15 protein-coding genes are annotated in these 16,870 nt (G+C 56.4%); 13 read left to right on the forward strand and 2 right to left on the reverse strand.

Annotated elements, in window-relative coordinates; all coding sequences use genetic code 11:
• Positions 1-420: 420 nt before the first annotated feature.
• Together AB7M26_RS05995 and AB7M26_RS06000 are read right to left on the reverse strand one after the other, a co-directional pair.
• Entirely contained in the window at positions 421-1,269 is an 849-nt protein-coding gene (locus AB7M26_RS05995; RefSeq protein ID WP_123499378.1) for a DUF4123 domain-containing protein, read from the reverse strand.
• Positions 1,266-3,296: a type VI secretion system Vgr family protein gene (locus AB7M26_RS06000; RefSeq protein WP_123499380.1), complete on the reverse strand. Its 2,031-nt coding sequence runs from the start codon at positions 3,294-3,296 to the stop codon at positions 1,266-1,268. Before AB7M26_RS06000 ends, AB7M26_RS05995 begins: the two co-directional genes overlap by 4 nt.
• Positions 3,297-4,022: 726 nt before the next feature.
• Between AB7M26_RS06000 and tssA the strand changes: the two genes are divergently transcribed.
• From tssA to tssH, 13 genes are all read left to right on the forward strand, one after another.
• On the forward strand, positions 4,023-5,579 hold the full coding sequence (gene tssA, locus AB7M26_RS06005) for a type VI secretion system protein TssA (protein ID WP_123499382.1): 1,557 nt from the start codon (positions 4,023-4,025) through the stop codon (positions 5,577-5,579).
• A 32-nt stretch (positions 5,580-5,611) separates the two neighbouring features.
• Entirely contained in the window at positions 5,612-6,115 is a 504-nt protein-coding gene (tssB, locus tag AB7M26_RS06010; protein ID WP_123499384.1) for a type VI secretion system contractile sheath small subunit, read from the forward strand.
• 28 nt (positions 6,116-6,143) lie between these two features.
• A complete protein-coding gene (gene tssC / locus AB7M26_RS06015; RefSeq protein ID WP_019580436.1) occupies positions 6,144-7,619 on the forward strand; it encodes a type VI secretion system contractile sheath large subunit in 1,476 nt (491 codons plus the stop codon).
• 14 nt (positions 7,620-7,633) lie between these two features.
• Complete coding sequence (gene tssE, locus AB7M26_RS06020) at positions 7,634-8,041, forward strand: type VI secretion system baseplate subunit TssE (protein ID WP_007894554.1); 408 nt, start codon at positions 7,634-7,636, stop codon at positions 8,039-8,041.
• 10 nt (positions 8,042-8,051) lie between these two features.
• A complete protein-coding gene (locus tag AB7M26_RS06025) occupies positions 8,052-8,576 on the forward strand; it encodes a PAAR domain-containing protein (RefSeq protein WP_123499386.1) in 525 nt (174 codons plus the stop codon).
• A 61-nt stretch (positions 8,577-8,637) separates the two neighbouring features.
• Positions 8,638-9,576 carry a DUF6402 family protein gene (locus AB7M26_RS06030; protein ID WP_123499389.1) on the forward strand — a complete coding sequence of 313 codons (939 nt, stop codon included), beginning with the start codon at positions 8,638-8,640 and terminating at the stop codon, positions 9,574-9,576.
• Complete coding sequence (locus AB7M26_RS06035; protein ID WP_123499391.1) at positions 9,576-9,989, forward strand: hypothetical protein; 414 nt, start codon at positions 9,576-9,578, stop codon at positions 9,987-9,989. The genes AB7M26_RS06030 and AB7M26_RS06035 overlap by 1 nt, the downstream gene beginning before the upstream one ends.
• Positions 9,967-10,431, forward strand: a complete 465-nt coding sequence (locus tag AB7M26_RS06040) for a hypothetical protein (protein ID WP_148050153.1) — start codon at positions 9,967-9,969, stop codon at positions 10,429-10,431. Before AB7M26_RS06035 ends, AB7M26_RS06040 begins: the two co-directional genes overlap by 23 nt.
• 102 nt (positions 10,432-10,533) lie before the next feature.
• Entirely contained in the window at positions 10,534-10,923 is a 390-nt protein-coding gene (locus AB7M26_RS06045; RefSeq protein ID WP_123499395.1) for a hypothetical protein, read from the forward strand.
• A gap of 50 nt (positions 10,924-10,973) precedes the next feature.
• Positions 10,974-11,426 carry a hypothetical protein gene (locus AB7M26_RS06050; protein WP_259698707.1) on the forward strand — a complete coding sequence of 151 codons (453 nt, stop codon included), beginning with the start codon at positions 10,974-10,976 and terminating at the stop codon, positions 11,424-11,426.
• A 15-nt stretch (positions 11,427-11,441) separates the two neighbouring features.
• Positions 11,442-13,229 carry a type VI secretion system baseplate subunit TssF gene (gene tssF, locus AB7M26_RS06055; RefSeq protein WP_123499399.1) on the forward strand — a complete coding sequence of 596 codons (1,788 nt, stop codon included), beginning with the start codon at positions 11,442-11,444 and terminating at the stop codon, positions 13,227-13,229.
• The gene (gene tssG, locus AB7M26_RS06060; RefSeq protein WP_007894581.1) at positions 13,193-14,200 is read left to right on the forward strand and encodes a type VI secretion system baseplate subunit TssG; all 1,008 of its coding nucleotides are present in this window, start codon (positions 13,193-13,195) and stop codon (positions 14,198-14,200) included. Before tssF ends, tssG begins: the two co-directional genes overlap by 37 nt.
• A gap of 13 nt (positions 14,201-14,213) precedes the next feature.
• A complete protein-coding gene (tssH, locus tag AB7M26_RS06065; RefSeq protein WP_429388342.1) occupies positions 14,214-16,862 on the forward strand; it encodes a type VI secretion system ATPase TssH in 2,649 nt (882 codons plus the stop codon).
• Positions 16,863-16,870: the final 8 nt, after the last annotated feature.

Here is a 16,870-nt window from a genome sequence, read left to right on the forward strand (position 1 = left end):
CGGTATGTAGAAGGTCAGTTCCCTTCTGCGCTTACCTTTGATTATCCGGGGAATTTTCCACACAAAGCGTTCCCTTTGTAGCTATGAACTAAAGGTCCTAGAAACATAAGAGGGCCGCACGCATAAAAATCAGAGTTGAATTTTTGGTCCTTGTACATTTTGCATACAGGCAGCATTAATGGAATTGGTAAAATTAGAGCCCATAGCGTAATCCCACACCACTCACGGGTTGTTTTGTCTCCGCTGCGTGTATAAGGATCAGGTGTTTTTAGGGTGTAACCAATGCAACCAGTTAAAGAGGTCGTAATCAAAATTACGATCATTCTGTTTGCTGCTAATTTAATTTTTTTCATATTGTCGTTTTGAAAGTTCGCATTGATTGGGTGATTTCGTACGTTTTTAAGGTACTGACGACGCGCTTTATAAGTCCGCATCTCCCTGCCAATACAGCACTTGCTGATACACCCGCTCAAAATGCGCCGCCGAGTCCTCTTCCGGCTTCGGTTGCCATGTCCTGGGCGGCAAGTACCCCGGTGCCTTCAAGCACTGAGTCAACAAAAAATGCACCTGCTCGGGTTGCTGCCAATTCCATAAATGGGCCAGTTGAATCACGCCCCACAACCAGTCATCCACGTCCCGCTCTGCGGCGAGCCGAGCCAGGGCTTCTGTGTGCTCACGGACCAAGTAGCGGCGCGTGTTATCGAACTGCACGTTCGCGTAGACAATTTCCGGTGTCGGGGTTTTCAACCAGGCCGGGTCGGGTGGCAGCAGATGTGCGCCGGGGTCCGGGTTGTCAGTGACCGTCCATTGCCCCGCGTGCCAGTAACAGACGCTGGCGATCGGCCCCAGATAATCGGCGTACTGCTCGGGTTGCAGATGACTCAGGGCGCGCCCCAGTACGCGGTTATCATGGAAGCGATACACCGCTTGATTTGGTCGCTCACCGACTACCAACCGGTCGCGCCAGTGAATGACCAACGCATCAAGGTCAAAGTTGATCGCGCTCGCCAGCCAGCCCCAATGGCGCTCGGGCGAATCGAGCAGCGCCTGGATGAGCGGATGTTTGACGGTGCCAATATGGAAAAGAAAAGGGCCTGCTGGCGCCAATGAGTTGGCTGCCGTACCCACATACAAATTGCGGTACTGATCGGCTCCCAGTTCCTTGGCCAACGCCATGCGCTCGTCGAGTTGACCGTCAGTGTCGAGCATCAGATAGAGATCCCGCCCGGATCGCGATTGTTCGTGTAGCCATCGTTCGAGTGCATTCATGCGACTTCTCCAATGCTGCATTGGCCAGCAGCGAGACAAGCCTCGCAAAGCGGGCAGTAGTCCGCCGCCTGCTGGCGGGCGGCGGTGACGATAGACAGTGGGCTGGCGATGACGGGATTCGGATTGCTGGTCACAGCCTGAAGCGCCTGTAGTGGCGCAATACCCGCCAGTGGCGCACCGCCCTCGACCATGGCCACGCTGCTGAAAATCCCGCCGGCGTTGATGACGATGTGGTGACCACCCGCCTTGAGCGTCAGGCTCATGCCGGCATCGATCACCACATTAGTGGCGGTGACATGCGTCTGTTGCCCGGCCTGAATCACCAACGAGCCCGCGGACGTCGTGCTGCTATTGCCGCTGATAGTGATCAGTTCATCACCGCCGATCACCGTGCTGCGCACGCCTTGGGTGGTGTGGAATTCCTCGCCCTTGATCAGGCTGGTGCTGTTGTTGTCCACCTGCTCGAAACGGTCGTTGCTGATCAGGCTGCGGCTGTCGTTGAGGATCAGTTGCTCGATGTCGCGTTGGGCTCGCAGGTAGATTTTTTCCTGCCCGGTGCGGTCTTCAATCGACAGTTCGTTGTAGCCGCCATTGCGCGGCGAGCTTTGGCTGCGCAGAACCGTTCTGGTCTTGTTCTCGGGCAATTGATGAGCGACGGACGTGACCTTGTTGACCACGCAACCGGTGATCAACGGTTGATCCGGATCGCCCTCCTGAAATGTCACGACCACTTCCATGCCGACGCGCGGGATGGTCACCGCCCCAAAACCTTCGCCCGCCAAACTGGATGCAACCCTTAACCAGCAACTGCTTTTTTCGCTGTTGAGTTCTGCCCGATCCCAAGGAAACTCGACACGAACCCTGCCGTATTCATCGCAAAATATTTCCTCTCCGGGCGGCCCAGTGACACGCGCGGTCTGACAGACCAGCACAGGTTTTCGCACAGGCAGCGGCGGCCGATAAAACACATCCCAGGGAATCGCGCTGAAGCGGTTGCGGTAACCCTGGGTAAAACCGTCCTCAGGTTCGGTAGCGCTGGTAACTGACTCTTCAAGCACCTGGGGTTGTTTTCCAGCGTGAGTGACACTGAGCAACAGCCATAGATCGTTGTAGGTTTCGCGTGGGTGTTGCGTCAGGCTAAAGAAATGACCGCTACGCAGGGTCGGCTGGTCGCTTTCGCCTTCGGCCAATTGGTAATCGGTTCTGTGCCGTTCCAGCGCCTGCCGGGCGAGCTGTGTACCGCGTTTTTCGCTCTCGAAAAACAGCGGGTAGCGATAGTCTTCAAGCTCAGGAGTGAACTCGGCTGTGAAGCTACTTTCCAGCGACAGACTCGGGCGTTTCAGGTCGTAGTGTCGGCGGGTGGTCGTGCTGGGGCGGGTGCTGAAGCGCAGGGAGAACTGGCTGACCACCGAATGCTCCGCCACCAGGCCGGAGTCTTGCTGATAAGGGGTTTCGCCCAGCGTGGGGAAGAAGGTCTGGTCGTCGGTGAACACCAACAGGTGGCCTTCCCGGGAATGCTGGTGGTGCCAGGCGATGCCATCCTCGGCGCACAGCCGCTGAATGAACTCAAAATCACTTTCCCCGTATTGAGTGCAGTACTCGCGCTCGTGATTCGTTCCGATGTTAAAGGTGAACGCATCGGCCTGAATGCCATGCCCCTCAAGGACCTGAGCGATGATTTGCGGCACCGTCAGGTGCTGAAAAATCCGTTGGTTGTGGCTGAACTGCAAGTAGTAAAGCGCGGGCACCAGGGTCAGGTGATAACGGGTCAGGCGTTTACCGGCTTCACCGACGAGCGCATCTTCGATACGGCCATGAATGCCTTCGCCATTGAGACCGAACTGGAGAAACGCCGGCTGGCTGAGCAAGCTTTCCAGATCGAAGTCAGGGTATTCGCTAACCAGCTCGATCTGGATCGAATACAAGGTGCTAATGGCTTCAGTGCCTCCAAAAGCCAGCACTTTGAAATCGTTGCGAACCGTTGGGATCAACAACGTGAAATGAGCAGCATTGGCCGGGGCGAACATGCGCTTATCCTTTTGCTTTCCGTGGCTCGTCCTTGAGCCGAAAGAGGAGACAAATCGCGGTGCCCAAGCCATGCCCGGCGTGAGCAAACGCAAACTGTCCAGCACGCTAACAACAGAGAAAAAGAATGAATGTCGGACTCGTCCAGAAAGTACGTCAGAGTTTTCCGCATTTCAGAATGTTGCGGCAGCAATGTGTGAATGGCTTTCGATACTTCTGTAAGAAGTTTGAGGCGAACTGAGTAGGTATTTGTAGAAAAATGGGTGAAACACAGAGTGCCATCATTTTGATGTCACATCATGTTGCTTATTGTCAGTTATCGCTATGTCCATGGATGACTGTAACTTTTAGGAAAGCTCCTACATTTTTTATGTTTTATTTTTGTCATGCTGGGTTCCGTTTCAGGGTGTGAATGTCCTGTGATTATTGGCGGGGTTGATAAACCGCTCTGGCTCAATGGTTGCGGGGGTGATGCGTCGAAGGTGGGGAGGTCAAAACCGGCATCAGGGGATCCCCTGTCCCCTATAGGGTGATCTCCTACAGCAACAAAAAAGACGCAATTTTATTGTTTAATCGGGTGCTTGCAAATGGCCATCATTGTGATTAGGATGCGCGCCTTGAAAGAGCGCGAACTCAATTGGATGAGACTCATCGCAGCTCTTTGATACTGTCCGGCGCCATTTCAACTCCAATGGCCGCATGACTGTAATTCTAACTAAAGGTCACGGATGTCCTACTCAAGCAAACTTTCCGCTCATTACCTTGAACTCGCAAAAGCCTCTGTTTCAAAAGAGAATTTCGCGGGTGAGGACGTTCGCTTTTCGAGCGAATATGAGGCGTTGGAAAGTGAGCTGGGTAAAGCCTCGTCCATGCACGAAAGCGGTCAGATCGACTGGCTGAAAATCCGCGAAAACAGTGAAAACCTGCTGCGCACGCAATCCAAGGATTTACGTGTCGGCGCCTGGTTGACCTGGGCGCTGTACCAGCGTGAATCCTTCCCGGGGTTGCTGGCCGGCCTCGGTTTGCTGCACCACCTCTGTGAAAATCACTGGGCCGAGGTTCATCCGAAGAAGGCCCGCACCCGCGCCGCAGCCATCAGCTGGTTGGTGCCGCGTCTTGAGCAGGTGCTGAACGAAAACGTCGCTCTCAAAGAGCAGCTACCGCTGTTCCGCCGTCTGGTCGAGCATCTTGAAGGCCTCGACGCCGCGTGCACCGAGCATTTGGGCGACGACGCGCCATTGCTGCTGCCGATTTCCCGGCGTTTGAAAAACATGGTCCAGCGCGCCGCCGACAACCAGCCGGAGCCCGGTGTGGTGGGCGCCGCGGTGGCTCAGGTCAAGCAGGCCGCGACCCAGCTGTTCACCCCCGGCGCACCGATCGACAACGAAAAAGAAGCCCACAAGGCCCTACGTGCCCAGCAGGAAACTGCTCGTCCGTTGTGTGCCTGGTGGCTCAAGCAGAAAGCCACCGATCTGCGCGCCCTGCGCCTCAATCGCACGCTGCTGTGGCTGCCGATCGACGCGGTGCCCGAGCGTAACGCCGAGCAGATCACCGTTCTGCGTGGCTTGCCGGCGGACAAACTCAAGGCCTATCAGGACCGCTACGACCAGGGGAAATACGCAGATCTGCTGGTAGAGCTGGAGGCGAGCCTGGCGAAGGCGCCGTTCTGGTTCGATGGCCAGCGAATAGTCTGGGAATGCCTCCAGGGGCTGAACGCCGAGATGGCGATGCGCGAAGTGGAAATCCACTTCGCGCTTTTGGTTCAGCGCCTGCCCGGCATCATCGAATTGCGTTTCCATGACGGCGCGCCGTTCGCCGATCCGGCCACCCGCGCCTGGATCGGCGCCCACGTCATGCCGCACCTGCAAAGCGCCAGTACGCCGCGCAAGGTCGAAGTCGCCGATACCCAGCCGGCCTGGGAACTGGCCCTTGAAGAAGTCTTGCCGATTCTGCGCAAGGACGGTCTCAAGGCCGCCGTGCAGATTCTCAAGCAGGGCTTGCAAAGTGCTCACGGCGGACGGGTTCGGTTTTTCTGGCAGTTCGCCCTCGCGCGGCTGTGTTTCATGGCCAAGAAATACGAACTGGCCAAAACCCAACTTGAAACCCTCGACCAAACATTACAGGACTCAGGCCTGCACGCCTGGGAGCCCGATCTTGCGCTGGAAGTGCTGCATTTGCTGCATAGCTGCTGCGAGTTGTTACCGCAGAACCATGCAGTGCGTGAACGCAAGGAAGAGATTTATCGCAGGCTGTGCCACCTCGATCTCGAAGTGGTACTCGAATAGGCCCCCGGGCCACAACCGCAAGGAGAAAAGCCATGGCCAAAGAAGGCTCGGTAGCCCCCAAGGAACGCATCAACGTCACCTTCAAACCCGCCACCGGCGGTGCTCAGGAAGAGATTGAACTGCCGCTGAAACTACTGGCAATCGGTGACTACACCCACCGCAAGGACGAACGCAAAATCGAAGATCGCAAGCCGATCAGCATCGACAAGATGACCTTCGACGAAGTGCTGGCCAAGCAAGAGCTGAGCCTGACATTGAGCGTGCCGAACCGTCTTCAGGAAGAAAGCGACACTGAAGAACTGGCCGTGAAACTGCGCGTCAACTCGATGAAGGACTTCAACCCGGCCTCGCTGGTCGAGCAAGTGCCTGAGCTGAAAAAACTGATGGAACTGCGCGACGCGCTGGTGGCCCTCAAAGGCCCGCTGGGTAACGCGCCTGCGTTCCGCAAAGCCATCGAAGGCGTGCTCGCCGACGACGAATCCCGCGGTCGCGTACTCGGTGAGCTGGGTTTGAACGCCACAGCCCAGGACGCCTGAGCCCCCATCAGCCAAGGAAGCCAACACAATGAGCACTAGCGCAGCACAGCAAAAGAGCAACGAGAACGGCGAATACAGCATTCTCGACAGCATCATCGCCGAAACCCGCCTGACGCCAGACGACGAAGCCTACGACATCGCCAAACGCGGTGTGTCGGCGTTCATCGAAGAGCTGCTCAAGCCGCAGAACAACGGTGAGCCGGTCAAGAAGGCCATGGTCGACCGCATGATCGCCGAGATCGATGCCAAGCTCAGCCGTCAGATGGATGAAATCCTCCACCACCCGGACTTCCAGTCCCTGGAATCGTCGTGGCGTGGCCTGCAGTTGCTGGTCGACCGCACCAACTTCCGCGAAAACATCAAGATCGAAATCCTCAACGTCTCCAAGGACGACCTGCTGGACGATTTCGAAGATTCGCCGGAAGTGATGCAGTCGGGCCTGTACAAGCACATCTACACCGCTGAATACGGCCAGTTCGGTGGTCAGCCTGTAGGCGCGATCATCGCCAACTACTACATGTCCCCAAGCTCGCCGGACGTGAAACTGATGCAGTACGTGTCCAGCGTAGCCTGCATGTCCCACGCGCCGTTCATTGCTGCCGCCGGCCCGAAATTCTTCGGCCTGGAAAGCTTCACCGGCCTGCCGGACCTCAAAGATCTGAAAGATCACTTCGAAGGCCCGCAATTCGCCAAATGGCAGAGCTTCCGCCAGTCGGAAGACTCCCGTTACGTTGGCCTGACCGTGCCGCGTTTCCTGCTGCGTAACCCGTACGACCCGGAAGAAAACCCGGTCAAATCGTTCGTGTACAAAGAAACCGTCGCCAACAGCCACGAGCACTACCTGTGGGGCAACACGGCCTACGCGTTCGGCACCAAGCTGACCGACAGCTTCGCCAAATTCCGCTGGTGCCCGAACATCATCGGCCCGCAGAGCGGTGGCGCGGTTGAAGACCTGCCGTTGCACCACTTCGAAAGCATGGGCGAAATCGAAACCAAGATTCCTACCGAAGTATTGGTTAGCGACCGTCGTGAATACGAACTGGCCGAGGAAGGCTTCATCTCCCTGACCATGCGCAAAGGCTCCGACAACGCGGCGTTCTTCTCCGCAAGCTCGGTGCAGAAGCCGAAGTTCTTTGGCATCAGCGCTGAAGGCAAGGCTGCAGAGCTGAACTACAAGCTCGGCACCCAACTGCCGTACATGATGATCGTCAACCGCCTGGCTCACTACTTGAAAGTGCTGCAGCGCGAGCAACTCGGTTCGTGGAAAGAACGTACCGATCTCGAGCTGGAACTCAACAAGTGGATCCGCCAGTACGTGGCCGACCAGGAAAACCCGAGCGCCGAAGTCCGTGGCCGTCGTCCACTGCGCGCCGCCCAGATCATCGTCAGCGATGTTGAAGGCGAGCCGGGCTGGTACCGCGTCAGCCTGAACGTGCGCCCGCACTTCAAGTACATGGGTGCCGATTTCACCCTGTCGCTGGTTGGCAAGCTGGACAAAGAGTAAGCGGAGCCTGACTCATGACTGGATACGGCAGCCTTTTCGAACGCCTGGGTGGCGACGCAGACAAACGCGTCGGCTGGAGCCGCGAGGTCTCCGCCATGGCGTCCGTGGCTGCCCATCTGGCCAAGATGCTCAGCACCCGTGCGGGCAGCGTGCAAACGCTGTCCGATTACGGGCTACCCGATCTCAATGACATGCGCCTGAGCCTGCACGACTCCCTGAGTCAGGCCCGTTTGGCCATCGAAAATTTCATCGAAGCCTACGAGCCACGCCTGAGCAATGTGCGTGTCATCTCCCTGCCGCGTGACAACGATCAGCTTCGCCTGTCCTTCAGCATCGAAGGCCTGCTGGAAGTTGATGGTTTCAAGCGCCAGGTCAGTTTCGCCGCGCGCCTGGATGGCAGCGGTCAAGTGAAGGTCAACTAAGGAGACTCCGATGTCCGGCAAACCCGCAGCACGCGTATCCGACCCCACCGCTTGCCCGCTCCCCGGCCACGGCACCAACCCGATCGCCGCCGGTTCCGGCGACGTGTTCTTCGACGGCCTAGCGGCCGCCCGCCAAGGCGATGCCTCGGCGTGTGGTGGTGCGATGGTTGGCGATCTTGCGACAACTGTTTTGATTAACGGTAAACCGGCGGCGACCGTGGGCTCAGCCGGTACTCATGGCAACAAGGTTACGGCCGGGTCCGGGACGGTGATTATCGGGAATTCGCATTCGCCGGCGCCGTTTGTGCCGCCGTTGCTGGTGGAGATTCAGTGGCCGTTTAACGAGCACTTTGTAATCAATTGCAAAGACACCGGTAAGCCATTGGCTGGCGTTGCGTACACGCTAAAAACCGCTTCAGGAAAGATCATCAACGGTATTACCAGTGCTGATGGAAAGACTCAAAAAATTTCTTCCGGTCAGGCTGAAGCTGTGGAGTTGGTGATTGAGCAGCAAACCGAAGTGATGATCGCTTAAGTATTTAGTTGTTTTTTAGAAGTGAGTTTTTGACTCTGGGTTTTAAATTAAGGGTTTTGAAATGGCAGACACAGTAGTGGCATCTAGCTTGACTCCAGCGAGCAACAAAACTGGGCAGTCTACTGCTGTGCGTCATTTTAAAGTGAGCGATATTCCTGCTGCGATGGATAAGATGAAGTGGCCTGTGGCCGCGGCATTGATGCGTCACTGGTTTAAGGGTGAACCATGGAAAAATGCCAGTGGCGGGATGGAGAAAGAAGAAAAAGAGCGTACTAGACCAGTGCCTGATCAGTACATCGAAGAAAATATAGTCAAGATGGACTGGGTGCTTAAATTTAAGAAGCCTAGTGAAACGCGTCAAGTGCTGAAAGGGGCATGGAATAACGAAAAAGCCATGCCTGAAATCCGCACAAAAATGCTACGGGCATTCGGCAAGTCTGGTCCCGGTTGTTATCCAGTGAAATTCAATGGTAAGGGACGTGTAGCCGAGAAGTTCGGCTATTTTAATTCGCGGTCTGTTAATTTTAGTCAGTTAGGTGGCGGTGAATTGGATGAGCTGCGTGGAGCATTGGCGAATTTCAATATGCGGGTTATCGCCGAAGGTGTTGTAAACGTCTTTGATAAGAAAATTGTATTCGTCGCGGATCGCCTGGGTTACTACGTCGAAGATAACTATGATTTTAATGACGGTGACGATTTTGTCAGCCAGCCACTCGGATATTGGAATTTTGATGGTGTCGCTGGGGTTCTCGACGCTAACGCGCAAAACATGGCAATTGACCAAGAGACCGCTGGAATCGCGCGGTCATCCATATTCGGGATGAGTGAAGCATCAGAAAGACGGTTTGTGGAAGCAGCAAACAAACGATATTTTTTTATTCAAAACAAACATTTTGTGGAGTACAGAAAGCTTCACTCCAAGGGTGGGGATTTCAGGCTTTTTTCTGATATTTTTTACGAAAGTATTGCTCCTGTTTCTATTGAACTGGTGAAGAACTGATGGACTCAAAAAAAATAGCTTTGTCACTATGTTTTTTGGTAGCCGCGATCACTGTTTTTTCTGTTTCGCTGAATAGCGTGCTTGAACGCAAAGCCAGTAGTTTTGTAGTTAGTGAATCAGGGATCTATCTAATTGAAAATGTGCCTGTTAGAGGTTTGCTCGTGCCCTTCGATGATTTGGCGTACTTGAGAATCACCGACAAAAGAGATTCGAACGCAGTGTTTAGATCTCCTTTGTATTCGCGCAGCACTGTGGATATGAGTTCCCACGAGGATGATGTGATTGTGGGAATTGTCTGGATCGATTTTTACAAGCGCGATCAGCATTTTGGTATCAGGGTTCCGGACTGGAAAACGCATTGGCTCAATAGTTTTATCAGTAATACCCCATATGAAATTGTTGGGGGTGATTGAGGTGAGCGTCAGGGCGCTGGGAACGAAAAAGGGGACTGTCCCTAATATCCCCATAAACATGGCTGTCTTGTTGTGTGGCTTGTTGATCGCTGTTGCAATCATTGTGGTTGAAGTTTTAGATCGTGCGCCAGACGTCTCGAAAAAAAGTCCGTCTGGGCAATATATTATCGAGTCTGTTCCTGCAAGCTCGCTTTTGACCCCGCGAGACTTTGTCTATCTGCGATTCACCGATTTAAACAACCCCAATCAGGTTTACCGTACACCTCTTTTTTCCGAGTTGGAGTTGGATATGCGCGCCGATGAAGATGAAAAAACAGTGGGGGTTGTATTTATAGAATTTGATAAGTCGAGCAAGGCTTTTACGTTGGGGCTTTCCAGCCCGAAAAAGCACTGGTTGAATTTTTTTATCAGCAATACGCCTTACAGGGTTCTGGAAAATTGATGCTGGGGTCAGTGACGCAGAAAAAAGGGGATTGTCCCCGTCCCCTTTTTTCCGGGCGAACTGGATAAATATGGAATTTGGAACAAGCAGGTTGGCAAATAAATGAATAGTCAAATAGTCATAGGCTTCCTGATTCATTTTCTGGCATGTGCACTTTACATTGTCATGAATAATTATGCGGTGCCAATCTACAAAGAAATGGTGGGCGGGTTGACGTCTCGTGGTGTCGCTATCGGGATGGGGATGTATGTGATTTTTTACTTTTTTGTATTTTGTAATTTTATTATTGTTTTTGTTAAGAAGATACCAGTCAAAATTGGTATAGCCGTGTTTATGGTCTTGGCTATTTTGTATTACATGCTTCCACAATACCCTGTTCGAGGTATGGCATATAGTGCGCTGTCGGGGAGTTTGACTTTTATTGCAATTGCCATGGCCAGTCTGCTGGTGAGGGTTTGGACAAGGTTTTTCCAAAAACGTGAATCGCTGTGAGCAAGGTAGTGATATAGGTACAAAAAAGCGTTTAATTAATGGAGCTTGATGTGAATTCCAATTCGACACCGATGAGTTGCGCCGTTTCTAATGGTTCCCAGGTCGCGAAAATAACTTTCGGAGCTATTGCTTACTTATTGGTGATCGTTTTGTATGTGTTTGTTCATGATCTTGGAGTTTCTTTTTATAAAGAACGAATGGGCGGCTTCACGGCGAGGGGTGTTGCTATTGGGATAACTGCTGAGCTGATGTTTGGATTTTTTATATTCATCAATGTAGTTGTTTTCGTGCTGCCTAGAATGGCTTTGAAGTTTGCAACGATAGTGCTGATGGTCGCGATCGTACTTTTCTATTTTCTTCCTGAGAATCCAGTTCGTGCGATGGCATACAGCATGCTGACAGGAGGTATGAGTGTCATCGCGTTATTCACACGCTCACTAGTTCATCGACTGATTGTCCGACGCTGGCTTCGTGCTAGTGCGGTAACTTCACTAAATTCATGATCAGGCAACTACTCCATGTCCTTTAACCACTACTACCAAAGCGAACTCACCGCACTTCGCCAGTTAGGTCGTCGTTTCGCCGAGCGTAGCCCGGCGTTGGCGCCTTTCCTTGGGCAGGCCGGGCGGGATCCGGACGTGGAGCGGTTGCTGGAGGGCTTTGCGTTCCTGACCGGGCGCCTGCGCCAGAAACTCGACGACGAGTTGCCGGAGCTGAGCCATTCGCTGATGCACCTGCTGTGGCCCAACTACATGCGGCCACTGCCGGCGTTCAGCATTTTGCAGTTCGACCCGTTGAAGCGTTCCGGGCCGGCGTTGATGGTCGAGCGTGATACGCCGGTGGAGAGTGTGCCGGTCGATGACGTGCGTTGCCGTTTCCGCACGTGCTATCCGACCGAGGTGTTGCCGCTGGATCTGGCTGCGCTGAATTACTCGGTGAAGGGTGACGGTTCGCTGTTGAGCCTGCGTCTGGAGATGAGCGCCGATGGTCACCTTGGCGAGCTGGAGCTGAGTCGACTGCGTCTGCACTTTGCTGGTGAGCGCTACATCAGCCAGATGCTTTACCTGAGCCTGTTGCGCAACCTTGAAGGCATCGAGCTAATCCCGCTGGATGGCGCCGGCAAGCCTATCAACGGTGTGAGCGGCCAGCCGATGGCGTTCAAGATGCCCGGCGACCGCGTGCAGCCGGTGGGTTTTGCCGAAGAAGAGGCGTTGATCCCGTATCCGCTGAACACCTTCCGCGGCTATCGCTACCTGCAGGAATATTTCGCCTTCCAGGACAAGTTCCTGTTCGTCGACATCAACGGTCTGGACCTGCTCAAGGCACTGCCGGAAGACACGCTCAAGCAAATGCGCGGCCTCGAATTGCGCTTCGATATTCGCAAGAGCGGCATCATGCGTATGCGTCCGACCCTGGACAACGTGAAGCTCTACTGCACGCCGATCGTTAACCTGTTCGAGCACGATGCTTTGCCCATTCGCCTCGATGGCAAACAGGACGAATACCTGCTGTTGCCGGCCGAGTTCGACCTGCAAAACTGCGGCGTGTTCTCGGTGGAAACCGTCACTGGCTGGAAGCCCGGCGGACTCGGTTATCAGGAATACGTGCCGTTCGAATCCTTCGAGCACGACCCGAGTTTCGACGTGCCCACCAGCCGTCCGCATTACAGCATCCGCCAGCGTTCGTCCTTGCTGCACGACGGCCTCGACACCTACCTGAGCTTCGGCATCCGCCACACCGAAGCCCACGAAACCCTGTCGATCGAGCTGATGTGCACCAACCAGAACCTGCCGCGCAAGCTCAAGCTCGGCGACATCTGCATGGCCTGCGAAGACACGCCGGAGTTTCTGAGTTTCCGCAACATCACGCCGGCCACCTCCAGTTTCGCGCCGCCGCTGAACCGTGACTTCCTCTGGAAGCTGATCAGCAACATGTCGCTCAACTACCTCTCATTGGCCGACGTCAATGCGCTGAAGGTGATTCTCGAAACCTACGACCTGCCGCGCTACTACGACCAACACGCGGAAAAAGTCAGCAAGCGCCTGCTGGGCGGGCTCAAGTCGATCAAGCACCAGCACGTCGACAGATTGCACCGAGGGTTGCCGGTACGCGGGTTGCGCACCGAGCTGACCATCGACCCGGAAGGGTATATCGGCGAGGGCGACCTGTTCGTGTTCGCTTCGGTTCTTAACGAGTTTTTCGCGCTTTACGCCAGTCTCAATTCGTTCCACGAGCTGCGGGTAAAAAGCACACAGGGAGAGGTGTACCAATGGACACCACGTATGGGCCTGCAGCCCCTGCTTTAAGCGGGCTGACCCGGGTAATACGCGAGTACTCGCTGTTTCAGGCTGTGCTGCTGGTGATTGACCGGCTGCGCGATGCACACCCGCACCTGAGCGAAGACGACCTGTACGACCAGCTGGAATTCCAGGCCAACCCGAGCCTGGGTTTCCCTGGCAGCGACGTCGATCGCGTGGAGTTTTTCAAAGAGCATGGGCAGATGCGTGCGCGTCTGCGTTTCAACCTGATCGGCCTGGTCGGTTCCGGTTCGCCGCTGCCGGCGTTCTACGGCGAACAGGCCTTGGGCGACAGCGAAGACGGCAACCCGACCCGTAACTTCCTCGACCTATTCCACCATCGCCTGCAACGGCTGATGCTGCCGATCTGGCGCAAGTACCGCTACCGCGCGAGCTTCCAGAGCGGCGCCCTCGATCCGTTTTCCTCGCAGCTGTTTGCGTTGATCGGCCTCGGTGGCGAAGAGATCCGCAAGGCCCAGGAACTGAACTGGAAACGCCTGCTGCCGTACCTCGGCCTGCTCAGTTTGCGGGCGCACTCGGCGGCGCTGATCGAAGCGGTGCTGCGCTACTACTTCAAGCACGCCGAACTGACCATCGAGCAGTGCATCGAGCGCCGCGTTGAAATCCTCGACGAGCAACGCAATCGCCTGGGCCGGGCCAACAGCATGCTTGGCGAAGACCTGGTGCTGGGCGAACACGTGCGCGATCGCAGCGGCAAATTCCGCATTCATATCCGCGAGCTCGACTGGCAACGCTTTCACGAATTCCTGCCGATCGGTTTCGGCTACCAGCCGCTGTGCGCGCTGGTGCGGTTCACCCTGCGTGACCCGCTCGATTACGACATTCGCCTGGTGCTGCGCCAGGAAGAAATCCGCGAACTGCGCATCGGTGAGCAGAACGCCTGTCGCCTGGGATGGACCAGTTGGCTAGGCCGCGAGAAAGCGGACGGCGTGGTGACCCTGGGCAGCAAAATTCATTAAGGACAGATGACACATGATCAACGTAGACCTGCAACAACTTATCCAGGCGCTGGACGCCGAAACCCGTCGTGATCTGGAAAGTTCTGCCGAACGCTGCGTCGCCCGTGGCGGCAGCAAGATCCTCGTCGAAGACCTGCTGCTGGGCCTGCTGGAGCGCCCGCAAGGCCTGCTCGCACGGGCGTTGCAAGATGCCGAAGTCGATGCCGGCGAACTGAGCGCCGCGTTGCAGTCGCGGGTCGAGCACAGCGCCTCGCGTAACCCGGTGTTCGCCCCGGAACTGGTGCAGTGGCTGCAAGACGCCTTGCTGGTGGCCAACCTCGAGTTGGGCCAGAGCCAGGTCGAACAAGCCGCGTTGATCCTCGCCCTGTTGCGCAACCCGATGCGCTACGCCGGCAGCCGTTATCAGTCGTTGCTGGCCAAGCTGAACATCGAGCGCCTGAAAGAATTCGCCCTGTCGCAGAAAGAGCAACCGGCCACCGGTAAGCCCGCTGTGCCCGGCGAATCGCTACTGCAGCGCTTCACCCATAACCTGACCCAACAGGCCCGCGACGGCAAACTCGACCCGGTGCTGTGCCGTGATGGCGCGATCCGCCAGATGGTCGACATCCTCGCTCGTCGGCGCAAGAACAACCCGATCGTGGTCGGTGAAGCCGGCGTCGGTAAAACCGCCATCGTCGAAGGCCTGGCCTCGCGCATCGCCGCCGGTGAAGTGCCGCAGGTACTTAAAGGCGTTGAGTTGTTGTCGCTGGACATGGGCCTGTTGCAGGCCGGTGCCAGCGTCAAAGGTGAATTCGAACGTCGCCTCAAAGGCGTGATCGACGAAGTCAAAGCCTCGCCAAAACCAATCATTCTGTTCATCGACGAAGCCCACACCCTGATCGGCGCGGGCGGCAATGCCGGCGGCTCCGACGCGGCCAACCTGCTGAAACCGGCCCTGGCCCGTGGCGAGTTGCGCACCATCGCCGCCACTACGTGGGCGGAGTACAAAAAATACTTCGAGAAAGACCCTGCTCTGGCCCGTCGTTTCCAGCCGGTGCAACTGCACGAACCGACCGTCAGCGAAGCGGTGACCATCCTGCGTGGCCTGGCTCAGGTTTATGAGAAGAGCCACGGCATCTACCTGCGCGATGACGCGGTGGTTGCCGCGGCCGAACTGTCTGCTCGCTATCTCGCTGGCCGTCAGTTACCAGACAAAGCCGTCGACGTGCTCGACACCGCATGCGCCCGCGTGCGCATCAGCCTCGCCGCCGCACCAGAAAGTCTTGAACGCCTGCGGGGTGAACTGGCCGAAGGTGGCCGTCAGCGTCAGGCCCTGCGTCGCGACGCCGAGGCCGGTTTGTTGATTGACCATGAAGCGCTGGACGCTCTGGAAGATCGCCTGGCCGACGCCGAAGAAGAAAGGGTCGCTCTGGAAACCCTCTGGACCGAACAAAAAACACTGGCCGAGCGCCTGCTGGACCTGCGTCAGCAACTGGCCAAGGCCCGCGAGGCCGCCGCTGTCGAACCGACCATCACGGTTGAAGTAGACGTTGAAGGCACCGTGATCGAAACCCTGCCAATAGACGAAGCACAAAGCGTCGTGTCCCTGGAAACTGCGCTGAACGAAACCCACCGCGCCCTGACCGATGCCCAGGTCAAAGAGCGTCTGGTGAGCTTCGAAGTCTGCCCGCGTTTGGTGGCCGAAGTGATCAGCGCCTGGACCGGCGTGCCGTTGGCGCAACTGGCCCGTGAGCACAACGCCAAAGTCACGAGTTTCGCCACCGATCTGCGCACTCGCATTCGGGGTCAGGAGCAAGCGGTTCATGCCCTCGACCGTTCGATGCGCGCCACCGCCGCAGGCCTCAACAAGCCTGATGCACCGGTCGGCGTGTTCCTGCTGGTCGGCCCAAGCGGCGTCGGCAAGACCGAAACCGCCCTGGCTCTCGCCGATTTGCTGTACGGCGGCGATCGCTTCATCACCACCATCAACATGTCCGAGTTCCAGGAGAAGCACACCGTCTCGCGCCTGATCGGTGCGCCGCCGGGCTACGTCGGTTACGGCGAAGGCGGCATGCTCACCGAAGCCGTGCGGCAGAAGCCGTACTCGGTGGTGCTGCTCGATGAAGTCGAAAAAGCCGACCCGGACGTGCTCAACCTGTTCTACCAAATCTTCGACAAAGGCGTGGCCAACGACGGGGAAGGGCGCGAGATCGACTTCCGCAACACGCTGATCCTGATGACCTCGAACCTGGGCAGCGACCGCATCAGCGAACTCTGCGAAAACGGTGCTCGGCCCACCGCCGAAGTCCTCGAAGAAACCATTCGCCCGGTGCTCAGCAAGCACTTCAAACCGGCGTTGCTGGCGCGGATGCGCGTGGTGCCTTACTACCCGGTCGGTGGCCCGGTGCTGCGCGAGCTGATCGAAATCAAACTGGGTCGTTTGGGCGAGCGCCTGAATCGTCGTCAGCTCGATTTCACTTACTCCCAGGACCTCGTCGATCATCTGGCTGAACGCTGCACCCAAAGCGACAGCGGCGCACGCCTGATCGACCATTTGCTCGACCTGCACGTGCTGCCGCTGGTGGCCGACCGTTTGCTCGACGCAATGGCCACCGGTGAAAGCCTCAAGCGTGTCCACGCAACGCTCGACGGTGACGCCAGCGTGACGTGCGAGTTCGCCTGAGGTGGGTG

This window comes from Pseudomonas sp. F-14 TE3482, from assembly GCF_053629455.1.